The organism is Nocardia sp. NPDC127606 (genome assembly GCF_042671725.1).
In the GTDB taxonomy this organism is placed as follows: Bacteria; Actinomycetota; Actinomycetes; order Mycobacteriales; family Mycobacteriaceae; genus Nocardia.
In genome coordinates, this window is record NZ_JBHXWQ010000001.1 from 1,044,981 (window position 1) to 1,059,049 (window position 14,069).

General features: G+C 68.8%; 14 protein-coding genes. 5 read left to right on the forward strand and 9 right to left on the reverse strand.

Annotated elements, in window-relative coordinates; translation table 11 throughout:
• The first annotated feature begins 24 nt into the window (after nt 1–24).
• From ACFVJ5_RS04945 to ACFVJ5_RS04955, 3 genes are read left to right on the forward strand one after another with little or no spacing between them, the layout of a single operon-like run.
• The gene (locus tag ACFVJ5_RS04945) at nt 25–1,236 is read left to right on the forward strand and encodes a CaiB/BaiF CoA transferase family protein (RefSeq protein WP_379218556.1); all 1,212 of its coding nucleotides are present in this window, start codon (nt 25–27) and stop codon (nt 1,234–1,236) included.
• Nucleotides 1,233–2,504, forward strand: coding sequence for an acetyl-CoA hydrolase/transferase family protein (locus tag ACFVJ5_RS04950; protein WP_379218557.1), 1,272 nt, complete (start codon nt 1,233–1,235; stop codon nt 2,502–2,504). The genes ACFVJ5_RS04945 and ACFVJ5_RS04950 overlap by 4 nt, the downstream gene beginning before the upstream one ends.
• Nucleotides 2,504–3,271, forward strand: a complete 768-nt coding sequence (locus tag ACFVJ5_RS04955; protein ID WP_379218558.1) for an enoyl-CoA hydratase/isomerase family protein — start codon at nt 2,504–2,506, stop codon at nt 3,269–3,271. The genes ACFVJ5_RS04950 and ACFVJ5_RS04955 overlap by 1 nt, the downstream gene beginning before the upstream one ends.
• A gap of 219 nt (nt 3,272–3,490) precedes the next feature.
• Here ACFVJ5_RS04955 and ACFVJ5_RS04960 read toward each other — a convergent pair whose 3' ends face one another.
• Both ACFVJ5_RS04960 and ACFVJ5_RS04965 read right to left on the reverse strand, forming a co-directional pair.
• Nucleotides 3,491–4,756 (reverse strand): acyl-CoA dehydrogenase family protein, encoded by a 1,266-nt coding sequence (locus ACFVJ5_RS04960; RefSeq protein WP_379218559.1) that lies wholly within the window; start codon nt 4,754–4,756, stop codon nt 3,491–3,493.
• Nucleotides 4,753–5,889, reverse strand: a complete 1,137-nt coding sequence (locus ACFVJ5_RS04965; protein WP_379218560.1) for an acyl-CoA dehydrogenase family protein — start codon at nt 5,887–5,889, stop codon at nt 4,753–4,755. Before ACFVJ5_RS04965 ends, ACFVJ5_RS04960 begins: the two co-directional genes overlap by 4 nt.
• Nucleotides 5,890–6,031: 142 nt before the next feature.
• On the opposite strand from ACFVJ5_RS04965, the gene ACFVJ5_RS04970 reads away from it, so the two are divergent.
• Nucleotides 6,032–7,327, forward strand: coding sequence for a cytochrome P450 (locus ACFVJ5_RS04970; protein WP_379218561.1), 1,296 nt, complete (start codon nt 6,032–6,034; stop codon nt 7,325–7,327).
• Nucleotides 7,324–7,512 (forward strand): ferredoxin, encoded by a 189-nt coding sequence (locus ACFVJ5_RS04975; protein ID WP_379218562.1) that lies wholly within the window; start codon nt 7,324–7,326, stop codon nt 7,510–7,512. Before ACFVJ5_RS04970 ends, ACFVJ5_RS04975 begins: the two co-directional genes overlap by 4 nt.
• On the opposite strand, the gene ACFVJ5_RS04980 is transcribed toward ACFVJ5_RS04975, so the two are convergent.
• The 7 genes from ACFVJ5_RS04980 to ACFVJ5_RS05010 all read right to left on the reverse strand — a co-directional run bounded on the left by ACFVJ5_RS04980 (nt 7,502) and on the right by ACFVJ5_RS05010 (nt 14,065).
• Nucleotides 7,502–7,717, reverse strand: coding sequence for a hypothetical protein (locus tag ACFVJ5_RS04980; protein ID WP_379218563.1), 216 nt, complete (start codon nt 7,715–7,717; stop codon nt 7,502–7,504). The two genes, ACFVJ5_RS04975 and ACFVJ5_RS04980, sit on opposite strands and share 11 nt — an antisense overlap.
• Nucleotides 7,718–7,808: 91 nt before the next feature.
• The gene (locus ACFVJ5_RS04985; RefSeq protein ID WP_379218564.1) at nt 7,809–8,630 is read right to left on the reverse strand and encodes an NAD(P)-dependent oxidoreductase; all 822 of its coding nucleotides are present in this window, start codon (nt 8,628–8,630) and stop codon (nt 7,809–7,811) included.
• Nucleotides 8,631–8,638: 8 nt separating this feature from the next.
• Nucleotides 8,639–9,475 carry an NAD(P)-dependent oxidoreductase gene (locus tag ACFVJ5_RS04990; RefSeq protein WP_379218565.1) on the reverse strand — a complete coding sequence of 279 codons (837 nt, stop codon included), beginning with the start codon at nt 9,473–9,475 and terminating at the stop codon, nt 8,639–8,641.
• 1 nt (nt 9,476) lies between these two features.
• The gene (locus ACFVJ5_RS04995; protein WP_379218566.1) at nt 9,477–9,986 is read right to left on the reverse strand and encodes a DoxX family protein; all 510 of its coding nucleotides are present in this window, start codon (nt 9,984–9,986) and stop codon (nt 9,477–9,479) included.
• Between the two features lie 5 nt (nt 9,987–9,991).
• A complete protein-coding gene (locus tag ACFVJ5_RS05000; RefSeq protein ID WP_379218567.1) occupies nt 9,992–10,969 on the reverse strand; it encodes an alpha/beta hydrolase in 978 nt (325 codons plus the stop codon).
• On the reverse strand, nt 10,969–12,666 hold the full coding sequence (locus ACFVJ5_RS05005) for an OB-fold domain-containing protein (RefSeq protein ID WP_379218568.1): 1,698 nt from the start codon (nt 12,664–12,666) through the stop codon (nt 10,969–10,971). The genes ACFVJ5_RS05000 and ACFVJ5_RS05005 overlap by 1 nt, the downstream gene beginning before the upstream one ends.
• A 37-nt stretch (nt 12,667–12,703) precedes the next feature.
• Entirely contained in the window at nt 12,704–14,065 is a 1,362-nt protein-coding gene (locus ACFVJ5_RS05010) for a cytochrome P450 (protein ID WP_379218569.1), read from the reverse strand.
• Nucleotides 14,066–14,069 lie beyond the last annotated feature (4 nt).

Consider the following 14,069-nt stretch of genomic DNA (forward strand, 5'->3'; position numbering starts at 1 on the left):
GGCGTGATGGGCGAAGGGGACACGATGGAACACACAGGTCCGCTGTCGGGGATGCGGGTCATCGACCTGACGGCGATGGTGATGGGCCCCTACTGCACGCAGATCATGGCCGACATGGGCGCCGACGTGATCAAGGTCGAACCACCGCGCGGTGACGACACCCGCTACATCTCGGTGGGTCCGGAGCCGGGCATGAGCGGGGTGTTCGTCAACGTCAACCGGGGTAAGCGCAGTGTCGTGCTGGACCTGCGCACCGAGCAGGACGCCGCCGCGCTGCGTGCGCTGATCGCCGGTGCCGATGTGTTCGTCCATTCCATGCGGGCCGCGGCGATCGAGCGTCTCGGCTTCGGCTACCAGGACGTGGCGAAGGTGAACCCGAATATTGTCTACACCAACTGCTACGGCTACGGCCGCGGCGGCCCGGACTCCGATCGTCCCGCCTACGACGACACCGTCCAGGCCGAGTGCGGACTGCCCTACGCGCAGGAAATGCTCACCGGCACACCGGGTTACGTGGGCAGCATCATCGCCGACAAGGTCGCCGGACTGACCGCCGTGTACGCCACCACGATGGCGCTGCTGCATCGCGAGCGCACCGGCGAGGGCCAGGAGGTCGAGGTCGCCATGTTCGAGACCATGGCGGCGTTCATGCTCGTCGAGCACGCCAACGGTGCCATGTTCGACCCACCGCTCGGCCCCGCGGTCTATCCACGGGCGGTCACGCCCGACCGCAGGCCCTACCGCACCGCCGACGGATACCTGGCGGCACTGGTCTACAACGACAAACATTGGACAGCGTTCGTCGACGCGGTGCGCCCACCATGGGCCGGCCCGGAGTTCGCCACGCTGGCCCAGCGCGCGGCGCGGATCGATACCATCTACGCCGGGCTCAGCGAGATCTTCGCCCAGCGGACCACCGCCGAATGGCTGACACTGCTACGCGCCCTTGATATTCCGGCCGCGCCGGTGCGCTCCCTCAACGAGCTTTTCGACAACGACCACCTCGCCGCGGTCGGCTTCTTCGAGACCGTTGACACTCCCCACGGACCGGTTCGCTTTCCCGGCCCGCCCGCCTGGTTCTCGCGGACACCGGGTCGAGTCGCTGGCCCGGCGCCCCGACTCGGCGCCGATACCGATGAGGTCCTCGGACGTTCGGCGGTCACCGGACCGGCGTTGTCGAGGAATGCCGGCGAGGTGCCCGCCCAGCAGGTCGTCCGTGGTGGGTGGGCCCGATGACGGCTGTGTTGTCCGCCGCCGACCTCGATCTGCGGGCGATCCTGCGTCCCGGTGACCGGATCGTCGCGGGGCAGGCGTGCGGCGAGCCGACCTCCCTGATCGAGCTGCTCATCGCGCAGGGTGGCGATATCCCAGATCTGTCGCTGTTCATCGCGACCAGCTTCTCGGGGTTGATCACTCCGGCGGCGGCAGCGGTGTTCGAGCCGGTGAGCATGGGCGCCATCGGTGCGCTGCGGTCACTGTCGGCGGTGCATCGGCTGGGCGTGGTGCCGTGTCATGTCAGCCGGATCGGTCCGATGATCGAGGCGGGCGAGCTCGCCTGCGACGTCGCCTTCGTCCAGGTAGCGCCTGCCGCCGCGGACGGGACGCACAGCCTCGGCTTGATCAGCGATCACGTGCGTGCCGCGGTGCGGGCGGCCCGGGTGGTCGTGGCCGAGGTGAACGACCGGGTGCCGCGCACGATGGGCGAGCGCATCCACGCCGACGACATCGATTACGCGGTTCGGGTGTCGCGTGACCCGGTGTCCGTGGCACCCGCGACCATCGGGCCCGCGGACGACGCGATCGCCCGGCACGTCGCCGAATTCATCGCCGACGGCGCGGTGCTGCAGGTCGGCATCGGCGCGGTCCCCGACGCCGTCCTGCGTCTGCTGCGCGACCGCACCGATCTCGGCGTGCACTCCGGGATGATCGGCGACAGCCTGGTCGACCTGGTGCAGGCGGGGGTGATCACCAACGCGCGCAAGGAGATCGACCGCGGGGTATCGATCACCGGCGCCCTGATCGGCACCGAGCAGCTCTACCGTTTCGCCGACGGCAACCCACAAATCCGGATGTGCAGCACCGCCTACACCCACGACCCCGCCGTCCTCGCCCGGCTCAGTGGGCTGGTCACCGTGAACTCGGCCGTGGAGGTGGACCTCACCGGCCAGGTCAACGCCGAACAGAGCGGCACCGCCTATTTCGGTGGCACCGGCGGACAGGTCGATTTCGTACGAGCCGGTGTGCGATCGCCGGGTGGGCGGTCGGTGATCGCCCTGCAGTCCACGGCGCGCGGCGGGACGGTCAGCCGGATCGCCGCCACCCTGTCCGGCCCGGTGACCACCGCACGCACCGAGGTGGACGTGATCGTCACCGAATTCGGTGCCGCCGAACTCGTCGGCCGCACGCTGGCCGAACGTGCGCGCGCGCTGATCGCGATCGCGCACCCCGATTTTCGCGACGACCTGGACCGTGCGGCGCGCGAGATCCAGCGGAGAGGATTCTGATGACCGACGATGCTGTGCTGTTCGAGGCCCGCCCGGACGGGATCGCGGTGATCACCTTGAACCGCCCCGAAACTCGCAACTGTCTTTCCCGTGATGTCCGGGCCGGGCTGTTCGACGCTTGGGCGCGATTCGAGGACGACCCCGCGCTGCGGGTCGCCGTGCTCACCGGCGCCGGGTCGGCCTTCTGCGCCGGCGGCGATCTGAAGGAAATGGTGGAGACCGCGATGACGGTGCCGCCACCGGACATGTTCCCTGTGCCGTATGACACTGTGGCACTGAGTAAACCGACGATCGCGGCGGTGAACGGTGTCGCCTTCGCCGGGGGCTGGATGATCGCCCAGGCGTGCGATCTGTGTGTCGCCTCGACGACCGCGTCCTTCGCGATCACCGAAGTGAAGGTGGGGCGCAGCTCGCCGTGGGCCGCGCCGCTGATCCACATGATCCCGCAGCGGATCATGATGGAGATCCTGTTGACCGGCAAGTCGATCGACGCGCGACGGGCCTATGAGATCGGCCTGGTGAACCGCCTGGCCGAGCCCGCCGACCTGCTGACCGCCGCGCTCGACCTGGCACGGGAGATCGCGGCCGGTGCCCCGCTGTCGGTGCGCGCCGCCAGGGAGACGGTCATGCTCGCCACCGAAATGGGCCGATCGGCTGCACTACAGGCGGCACGGCACGCCTCGACACACTGCTACCACAGCTCGGACGCCCAAGAAGGCCCGCGGGCGTTCGCAGACAAGCGCGCACCCCACTGGACCGGTACCTGAGCGCGAACCACCGCCCGAACTTCATCGAAAGGAAGTCCATCGCTCACCGATGACGATGGCGCGCAGGGCTATTACGCTCACCTGTCAGTCCGAGAGCCGGAGGAACTCGGTCAGTACCACTTCGGTGAAACAGCCGTGCAGCGAAACACTCACCATCGAATACAACGGCTCCACCGCTGGCGGGGCGGCTCCTCGCCACGGAGGCGAGGAGCCGCGAACTCACCGTCCGTGCGGAACCTCGTTGAACGGCACATCGCGATCGGCAGCCGACTCCCTCGGCATCCCGAGCACACGTTCGCTGATCACATTGCGCGCCATCTCGGTGCTCCCACCGGCCAGGCTCCACGCCGCGCGGAACAGATAGTCGAGTCCGACGGTTTCGGTGTCGGCGCCGTCTCCCTGGGTGTGTGTGGCCGCCATCGGCCCGGCGATGCGCACCGCCGTATCGGTTTGCAGCCAGGCGTTCTCGGCGGAGAAGAGCCGGGGGATGGCGCCCGCCGCGGGAGGTAGCGCGCCCGTCGTGATCGACTGGGTCACGTGCGAGATGAGCTGGTCGCGTACGACATTCATCGCCCGTGCCTCGCCGATGTCCTCGCGAACCCGCGAATTATCTTGTTGGCCAGTGGCTTTCGCCAGGCGAAGCAACTGGTCGGCCTCGCCGCCGAGGTGCGGCCGGGCGCCACTGGTGTAGGGCGAGGTGCCGCCGAGCGCGGCCCGTTCGTGGAAGAGCAGGCGTGAGGCAGCGGCCCAGCCCGCGTCGACCTCACCGACCACCGCGTCCGCCGGGAGCTCGACATCGTCGAAGAACTCCTGGCAGAACTCGGTCGACCCGGTGACCTGCTTGATCCGCCGCACCGTAACGCCCTCGGCGTGCACCGGGACCAGGAACAGGGTCAGGCCTTGATGTTTCGGCACCGACCAGTCGGTGCGGGCCAGGCACAGGGCGTAGTCGGCGGCGTAGGCGCCCGAGCTCCAGATCTTGGAACCGTTGAGGACCCAGCGATCACCGTCGCGGTCGGCGCGGGAGGTGAGACCAGCCAGATCCGACCCGCCGCGCGGCTCGGACAGGAACTGCACCAGGATCTCGTCGCCGCGCAACACCGCGGGCAGGTGGGTTCGCTTCTGTTCCTCGGTGCCGAGATCGAGCAGGCTGGCGGCGCAGATGGCCAGGGTGGGCACGTTCAGCAGCAGCGGCATCTCGTAGGGGAGGGACTCGTCGGTGAACGCGTCCTGATGGTCGGTGGTCAGCCCGAGCCCGCCGTACTCGGTGGGGAAACAGATGCCGGCGAAACCACCGTCGTGGAGCAAGCGCTGCAACTGGCGAGCGCGATCCCAGGCCGCCTCGGTGTCGGACGGCGGCGCCACCGCCGGTGCCGGGGGCATGTTGGCCCGCAACCAATTCCGTGCTCTGGTACGGAACTGGGCGACGGGCTCGATCTCGGTGGTCATAGCTGCGAAGCCTTCCTCGGTGGACGGTGCGGTCATGCCGCGGTGTCGAGCAGATCGGTGATGTGGCGGCGGTGCTCCTCCGGCGTGCCGTACAGCGCGCGGCCGAGGGTGATCCGGCGCAGGTACAGGTGCAGATCGTGTTCCCAGGTGACGCCGATGCCGCCGTGCAACTGCACGCAATCCTGGGCGATCACAGGGGCTTTGGCGCCGACATAGGATTTCGCGATGCTGATGTACTCGGCGGTTTCCGGCGCGCCGGCGTCCCACGCCGCCGCGCCGGCGAACGCGGTGGCGTGGCAGGCCTCCAGCCAGGTCTTGTTGTCGGCCATGCGGTGCTTGAGTGCCTGGTACGAGGCCAACGGGCGGCCGAAGGTGTAGCGCTCGAACAGCCAGGTCAGCGTGCTGTCGAGCGCCCGGTCGGCGGCACCGGCGGATTCCGCCGCGGTGAGCAGCGCGGCCGCTCCGGCCTGCGCGCGCAGGGCGGTGACGGCCTCGGTTCCGGTGTGTGTCACCGACTCCGCGCCGAGGACGACATCGTCGAAGGCGACCCGCGAGGTACGGCGGGTGAGATCGACGGTCCAGCTGGGGCTGACGGTGACACCCGGCGCGTCGGCGGGCACCAGCACCTGTAGCGGGCCGTCGTCGCCCGTGGCCGTGACCAGGAACAGGTCCGCCTGATCGGCCGCCTCCACCCGGTCCTTGACGCCGGTCAGCCGGAAGCCGTCACCGGTCGCCACCGCGCGGGTGCCGTAGGCGGTGCCGGTGAGCGGGCCGAAACCCATGCCGGGCTCGTAGACCGCCCAGGTGGCGACGGTGTCGCCGGTCACGATCGCGCCCACCGTCTCGGCGAAGCGGTCGCCGGCGGTGCCGAGCCCGGCGAGTACCGCGCTGGTGGTGACGAACGGTCCGGGTGCGGCGCCGCGGCCGAGTTCGGTTGCCACCAGGGCGAGTTCGGTCATCGGATGGCCCGAGACCGAGCCGCCGCCGTGACTCTCGGGCGCCAGCATGGCGGTCCAGCCCAGCTCGGCACCCCGCCGCCACCAGTCCCGATCGAAACCGGTACCGGCTTCGGCGAGCACGCGCACGGTGGCGATCGGGACGGTGCCTGCGAGGAAATCTCGGGTGGTCATCTGGAAAAACCGCTGGTCCGCGGTGGGATCGTGGGGCATGGGGTCGGTCCTCCGGTTGACGCGAAGCTGCCATTGTGGAAATCTCATACTCACATGTGAGAGGCTTATTCTCAATCACGGAAGTCAACCGGCACTGACAGCCTCTGGGTGGCGTCGACCGGAATCTCGAAGGGACCGTCGCGTGGTGAACAACTTCCAGGATCTGGACTTCTTCCTCGGACAGGAATTGGTGGCAGACCCCTACCCCTACTTCGATGCGCTGCGGGAACAATGCCCGGTAGCACGGGAACCCCATCACGAGGTGATGATGGTGACCGGCTACGACGAGGCGCTCGAGGTCTACAACGACGTCGAACGCTTCTCCTCGTGTATCGCTGTGACGGGCCCCTTCCCCGGGTTCCCGGTCCCGCTCGACGAGAGCAGCGATGTCGGTGCCCTGATCGAACAGCATCGCGACAGCCTGCCGATGAGCGATCAGCTGCCGACGATGGATCCGCCGATGCACGCCGAGCACCGCGCGCTGCTCATGCGGCTGATCACCCCGAAGCGGCTCAAGGAGAACGAGGAGGCGATGTGGTCGATGGCCGACCGCATGCTCGATCACTACCTGGCCAACGGCGGTGACTACATGCGGGAGTTCGCCGGTCCCTTCACGCTGTACGTGATCGCGGATCTGCTCGGTGTCCCCGCCGACGACCAGGAGGAGTTCCTGCACACGCTGCAGCGCGACCCCCACCGGGAAGGCGCCAACGTCGGCAGCACCGAGGGGGAGGGCATGTCCCACAACCCGATCGAGTTCCTGTACGCCAGGTTCTCGGCCTATATCGAGGATCGCCGGCGCAACCCGCGCAACGACGTCCTCACCAGCCTGGCGACCGCGACGTTCCCGGATGGTTCGCAGCCGGAGGTTCTCGATGTCGTGCGGGTGGCCGCCAATGTCTTCTCCGCCGGTCAGGAGACCACGGTCCGATTGCTCAGCTCGGCAATGAGATTGATCGCCGAACGCCCCGATATCCAGGCGCACCTGCGCGAGGACAAGAGCCGCATCCAGAATTTCATCGAGGAGGCGTTGCGGATGGAGAGCCCGGTGAAGGGCGACTTCCGGCTCGCGAAGTCGACCACGACGGTCGGTGGCACCGACGTGCCGGTGGGAACGGTGCTGATGGTCGTCAACGGCGCCGCCAACCGTGACCCGCGCCGCTTCGACGACCCGTCGACGTTCGATCCGGCGCGCCATAATGCCCGCCAGCACATCGCATTCGGACGTGGCGTGCACACCTGCCCCGGTGCGCCGCTGGCTCGCGCGGAGGCCAGGATCGCCATCGAGCGACTGCTGGATCGCACCACCGACCTGCGGATCGATGAGAGCGTGCACGGACCGGCCGACGCGCGCAAGTACCACTATCTGCCCACCTTCATCCTCCGGGGGCTCACGTCGCTGCATCTGGAAGTGGACCTGACCGAGGACGCCCGATGAAGGTGAGTGTCGACGCGGATCGCTGCCGCGGCCACGGTGCCTGCCTCGGGCTGTGCCCGGAAGTTTTCACCCTGACCGACAGCGGATACGCCGAAGCTGCCGCGGGCGCGGTGCCCGCCCACCTGGAGGACGCGGTGGCCGACGCCGTCTCCGCCTGCCCGGAGAGTGCGATCGTCATCGAGTGAGCGACAACAACCGGCCGGGTGAATCATGCTGCACCACAGCGTGATCCACCCCGGCCGGTCTGTTCGTGCGGGTGAGTGGTTGATGGGCCGGTCCGTTGGTGGCGCCGGTGAGCAGTGCCTCCAGTGCGGTCCGGGGTCGGGTGCGCAGGGTGGAGCTGGCCAGGTCGTCGAGGTCTTCGGCGCTGACGTACCGGTACGCCGCCATCGGTGGTGCTGGTGCACCACGGGTACCCGAGTGGGCGATCGGTCGAGCCGGTTGAGGGGCGATCTGTTCGTGGGCCGAGCGGTCCGGGAGGCTACGCGGTGGGAGCTCGGGATGCGATGGGGGCGAGGCCTGCTTGTAGCGCGGGGCCCAGCAAGCCGAGATCGGCGCCGAGCGTCGCGGCGAGATCATGGGCTACCGCGATGTCCTTGCGCAAGAATTCGCCGACGGTGGAACGGAACTCGTCGACCGATCCACGGGCCGAGACACTCGAGATAGCCCGCCCGCCGCTGCTGGCGTGGGGGAGTGCGGCGAGTAGGGCGGACTCGGGTAGGCCGAGTTGGGTGCCGACGCGCACGGCCTCGGCGACCAAGCCGATCTGTGCCGCGAACAAGATGTTGTTCACCAGCTTCACGCGCTGACCGGACCCGAGTGCTCCGACGTGCAGCATCGGGTCGGCATACGCGCCCACAACGGCCTCGGCGGTGGCGACATCGGATTCGGCGCCGCCGAGGAACACGGTCAGCGTGCCAGCGGCGATATCGTGCGGGCCGCCACTGACCGGGGCATCGACCACGCCGATACCTCGGTCGCGCGCCCTGGCGGCGACGGCATCGGCCGTCTCGGGGCTGCCGGTGGTGTGCAGGACGATCAGTGCTCCGCGTGGAAGTCCTCCGAGAAGTGTTCCGTCCAAGCATATTTCGCGAACCTGCTCGTCGGTGAACACACAGACGAGCACGACCTCCGCGGCCTGGGCCACCTTGATCGCCGAGTTCACGGGAGTAGCGCCCAGCGCCGCCAACTCCGCGTGTGCCCGGTCGCTGCGGGCCAGTACACGCACCGTGTGCCCGGCCGCGACCAATTGCGCGACCATCGGGCGGCCCATCCGCCCCGCGCCTACGAATCCCACACGCATGCCGGCTCCTACCGGCTCGGTATCGCGGCACGCTCGCGGTGCATCACGGCCAGCGCGGCATCGGCGGCACCCAGTTCGATTCCCGGTGCGGCGCCCGCGGCGTCGGCCAATTCGGCGATCAGGCCGACATCCTTGCGCAGCAGGTCACCGGCTCGGGTGGCCAGCGCGTCGAGGGTGCCGCCCGCGGCGACGACCCGGCCCAGCGCGAAACTGCTGGCGGTGCCGTGGGTGATGACTTCCCCGAGTCGTCCGGGGTCGACACCGAGTTCGGCCCCGAGACGCAAAGTCCCTTGTGCGGTAGCCAGATTCGCGGTGAACAGCAGGTTGTTCAGCAGCTTGGCGAACTGTCCGGCGCCCACCTCGCCGAGGTGCACGATCGGATCGGCGTAGGTCGCGAAAACCGGTCGCGCGGCCTCGACCGCTTCGACGGCACCGCCGACCATCACCAACAGTCTGCCCTCGGCAGCTGCGGGACCACCACCACTCACCGGGGCATCCATAACTGAAACACCAAGGGGCGCGGCTAGTTCGGCGATCTTCCGACAGGTATTCGGGTGCACCGTCGAGTGGATGGCAAGCGTTGTTCCGGGTGCCATTGCGGCGAGCACCCCCTTGTCGCCGGTGACGACCTCACGGACATCGGCATCGCCGACGACACACACGCACACCAGATCACTGACCGCGGCCAGCTCGGCCGGAGATTGTGCGGTACCTGCCGCGGTATCGGCGTAGGGCTCGAGCGTGGCAGCCCTACGCGCCCACAGCGTGGTCGTGAATCCGGCATCGATGATGCGGCGCGCCATCGGCCCGCCCTGACTGCCCAATCCGATGAATCCGACGCGCATTTCAGTGCGCCTCCTGTCCGGTGGCCGCCGGGCGATAGAACGCCGCGAGCAGGGCGATGGTCGAGGCGATCCCCAGGCCGAGGGCGACCACGCCGCCCCACCATCCGATGACCGCGATATCGAGGGCGTGGTCGAGCGAGATCCGGCCGGGTCCGAGGATGCCGAGCGCGACCGAGGCGACCGCGAGCACGAGGACGTACTCGTAGCCCTCCTTGAACACGAAGAATCCGTGCGTGCGGTGCGCGAGCAGCCCGGCGACGAGCATCACGCCCACCACCGCACCCGCACCGAGCGGCGTGCACAGTCCGAGGACCAGCAGTGCCCCGGCACCGATCTCGGTGATCACGCTCAGCCTCGCCTGCAGCAGACCGTTGCGCAGCCCGAGTCCGGTGAACCAGCCCGCGGTGCCCGCGATCCGACCACCACCGAGCCAATGATTGACTCCGTGCGCGATCATGGTGCCGCCGAGGACTACTCGCAGCAACAACAGGGCGACATCGGTCGCGTCCATGGCGTTCACTCCCTCGGCGGCACGGAGCCACCGTCGAATTGTGGTGTGGGACCGGTGAATTCACCGTGTTCCGCAGCGACTATGCACTCCTCGGCGAAGGCGAGCAAGCCCAGATGATAGGCGACGGCGGTATGGCCGACGCTCATGTTGTGTGCGGTATTGGGCTGGCTGTTGAGCACGACGCGCGGTGCGGCCGTGAACAGCGCCCCCACCTCCGCCAGCGCCGCGGCGTCGTTGGACCAGACCCGTTCGTGATCACCCGCGGTGAAACGCACCGGCACCCGAATTCCGGCCGCCAGCTCGGGAAAGACCTTCGAACCCCAGTCGACGACGGCCTGGGTTTCGGCAGGCGGGGCGGGCGAGGCGATCGACGCGCCACGGTGGGTGCCCGGCGGATAGAGCCGCGCCGGATTCCAGATGAGGTCACCGACGCCGGGTGGCCGTGGGCTGTCGGGGCCGACGGTGCGCAGGATGCCCGCGCCGTCGGGGTGGTAGCGGAAGCCGGTCCCGGCCAGTTCCACGCCGAGCAGGTCGGCGAACCGTGGATCGCCCGCCATCCGCATTCCGAGTTCGGATCCGGCCGAGTGGGCCGTGAGGAAAACGCCTGCGCCGCGCGAGCGGTCGCGCAGGAACGCGCTGATCGCCTCGAACATCACGTCCGCGCGAACATTCGGTGCGGCGAGCCGATCGGCGTACGGTGCCGAGCTGCCGTAACCGGGTCGGTCCGGCGCGAGCACCGTGTAGCCGAGCCGGTGCGCCAGGCGGACCAGCGACAGGTCCGGATAGCCGGGGCAGTCGAAGTACGCCGAGGTGGTCGAGCCGCCGTGCAGCGCGACGAGCACCGCGCGCGGCGACGGTGCCTCGGCCAGCAGCCCGGAGATCGGTATCCCACCGACCTCGGTGATCACGGCCGTCGGGGCATCGTCGCCGAGGTCACGGAGTTCGGAGTGGATGAGCGTCACGATGTCTCGCTTTCTGGCCATCAGGATTCGGTGCGCAGCAGCATCGCGCCGCCGGGGGTGAGCCCGCCGCTGGACACCACCGCGACCCTGGCGCCGGCCACCTGTCGCGGCCCGGCCTGTCCGCGCAACTGCGCCACCGCCTCGTGGATCAGGCCCATGCCGTGGGTGCGGCCGTGGGAGAGCTGGCCGCCGTGGGTGTTCACCGGGATCAGCCCGTCGCGGGCGATGTTCTTGCCGCCGTCGAGAAAGTCCTTGGCCTCGCCAATTCCGCAGAAGCCGAGCGCCTCGATCCAGGACAGGCAATTGAAGGTGAAACCATCGTAGAGTTCGGCCACGTCCACATCGCGGGGGCGCAGGTCGGTGCGGGTCCACAGGTGCGCGGCCGGGCCGAGGACCTGCGGTTCATGGGTGAGGGTGCTCTGGTCCCATTCGATGCGCTCTAGGATCTGGGTGCCGACCGCTTCGACGAACACCGGTGTGCTCGGCAGGTCGGCGACCGTATCGGTGGCGGAGACGATGATCGCGACCGCGCCGTCGCACGGCACGTCGCAGTCGTAGAGTCCGAACGGGGTGGTGACGGGACGCGCGTTGAGGTAGTCGTCCATGGTCATCGGGTCGCGATAGACCGCGCTGGGGTCGAGCGCGGCGTTGGCGCGCTGGTTCAGCGCGATCCAGCCGAGCGTCTCCTTGGTGGTGCCGTATTCGTGAAAGTGCCGCTGCGCCTTCTGCGCCAGTGTGTGCGCGGCTGAGGTGGCGCCGAACGGCGTGAGCCAGCTGGTGGTCCGGCCACCGGTGGCGCCGATCCGGCCCGCTTTCATCAGCTCGCTGAAGGTGGATTCCCAGACGGTGCGAAAGCACAGGACGTGGCGGGCCAGCCCGGCGGCCACCGCGGTCATGGCGGCGATCACGGCGCCGCCGGGGCCGAACGTTTCGATTCCGCCGTTGTGCCAGGTCGGCCGGATACCGAGGGCCGCCTCGAGTGCGGTGACGCCGCCCTCGGCGAAGCCGCCGAGATTACCGCCGCCGGGATAGGACGACAGGCCGTCGATATCGTCGAAGGTGAGTCCGGCGTCGGCCACCGCGCGCTCGCAGGCCGCCACGGTCAGCGACAGGGCGGGCACCATGAGCCTGCGGCCGATCTCCGACATCCCGATGCCGGTGAGTGCCACCTCGTCCTCGAACTTGTTGCCGCGCAACATCGGTCGTACGTGCCGTGCGAAGGAGTCGGGGGCGATCTCGTCGGTGGGCAGCTCGGCTACCGCCGGCTGGTCGGCGACCGGCCGGAACAGCGGCAGCCACACGTCGCCGTCCGGTTGGAACACCACTTCGAGTCGCATCCCGAGTTCGAGGGTGGCCGGGTCGGCCTCGATGATGTTGGTGGTCAACCGGACTCGCGGATCCTCGGTCAGCGCGACCGTGGCCACCACATACGGCGGAGCGAGGCCTGGGACGGCGAACCGATGATTCACGGTGAAGCTGATGAGCGTCGTGAAGCCGGACACCGCGCGGATGCTGAGCTCGTGGCCGCGACAGTAGCGGCACCGCGGCTGCGGGGGATGCAGGAGCGCGGAGCAGCCGAGGCACTCCTGGATCCGCAGCACGCCGTCGGCGCCCGCGGTCCAGAAGAACTCGGTGTCCAAGCCGAGCAGGGGTAGGGGCCGCCCGGACACGGGTGCGGCCGTGGCCTTCCCGTGCTCTCCGGTGCTGTCCGCCGCCACGGGCGCCTCCTTGTTTCTGCTCGAGCGAGCGGTGGGGTCAGATTTGCGCGCTGGCGCGATTGATCGTCACCGGCTCGGCGAGCCGCTGTTCGTCGACCACCTTCTGCAACTTCGCCAGCGTCTCGTCCAGGCCGGGCCCGAGCCGCTTGCCGGGCGTGAACGTGGCGGGCAGATGCCGCATGCCCTGGATCACCGCGATGGTGTCGTAGTGGACGGTCTCCGCCGCGACAGCCTGGTAGTCGGGCATCCGATCGAGGACCGCGACGAGCATCCGCTTGAACACCACGCGCGCCACATTGGAACCGATGCACCGGTGGATGCCGAGCCCGAAACTATAGTGCCGGTTGCCCTTCCGATCGAGCACGACCTTGTCGGGATCCTCGAACGCGGCCGGGTCGCGGTTGGCCATCGCCCACGACAGCCACAGCCGCTCGCCTTCCTTGAAGGACGCGCCCGCCACCTCACAGTCGGCCGCGACAGTGCGCGCATCGCCCGGTGCCGGCGTGTAGTAGCGCAGGAACTCCTCGGTGGCCGAGTCGAGCAGCACGTCGCGTTCGGTGCTGAGCATCTCGCGCTCGGCCGGATTCTCCGAAAGCCATTCCAGCGCATGGGCGGTGAGCGCGGTGGTCGTATCGAACCCGCCGCCGATGAGCAGGCTGAGCATGCCCAGGATTTCCATGTCCGGCAGGGGCTCACCGTTGAGCGTGGCACCGAGCACCGCGTGCACCAGCCCGGGCCGTGGGTTCTGCCGGATCTCGGCCATATTGGTGAGCAGGTCGATACCGAGTGCCCGGTGCATCTCCGCGACGCGCGGGTAGTCCGGGGAGTCCGGTGGCGTGTACACCGCCGCGTGCACCGGCTCGTTGTAGATGGTCCACTTCGCCAGCGGGATACCGAGCATGCCGAGGGTGAGCACGGCGGGCACGACATTGGCCAGATCGTCGACGAAATCGATTCGCCCGCTCTCGATGTGCTCGTCGATCGCCGCGCGCACCACCTCGTCCACGAACGGCACCCAGCGCTGCACGGCGGCGGGGGAGAGATACGGGTTGAGCACCGAACGCAATTCGCGATGCTCGGGTTCGTCCATCTCGAGGATCCCGCCGCGAATACCCCTGGCGCGCGGCGCCGGCGGAATCGAGATGCCGCGGTAGCCCTTCCGGACGCCCTGGGTGTCGTGATCGTTGGACACGTGCGGGCAGCGGGCGAGTTCGAAGACCTCGCGATTGCCCGCGGCGACCCAGTGACCGTCGTAGGTGTCGGTCCAGGCGACCGGGCACTCGCGCTGCATCGTCTCGGTGATCTCGGCGAACCCCTCGCGGTATTCCGGTGCGTAGCGGTCGAAGTGGAACGTGGGCTGTTTGCGCTCGGCGTCGTGGCCGATGTCGTCGACGGTCATGTCA